Genomic DNA, 255 nt, shown 5'->3' on the forward strand with positions numbered 1-255 from the left:
TTAAGCGCAAATCAGCCAAGCTAGCATGCGAATGCACTAAAGCAATAAACACATCGGCTAAAGCAATCGACTTAGCCCTCACATCGCTTATTTTTACGCTTTCCCACACATCAAGTGCAGCGTCTAACGCACTCATAGCAATCACACTTGGCGTACCACATAAATACTGATTAATACTTGCTGCACACTCGTATTGAGCATCAAACGCGAATGGCTTTGCATGCCCCATCCAACCACTCAATGGCTGTTTAACGG

1 pseudogene is annotated in these 255 nt (G+C 45.1%); it reads right to left on the reverse strand.

The features are described from left to right. Window positions 1–255: pseudogene (locus R2R70_RS21630) on the reverse strand (kynureninase); the annotation flags it as partial.

It is taken from the genome of Cobetia sp. SIMBA_158 (assembly GCF_046566945.1).
Lineage (GTDB): Bacteria > Pseudomonadota > Gammaproteobacteria > Pseudomonadales > Halomonadaceae > Cobetia > Cobetia amphilecti.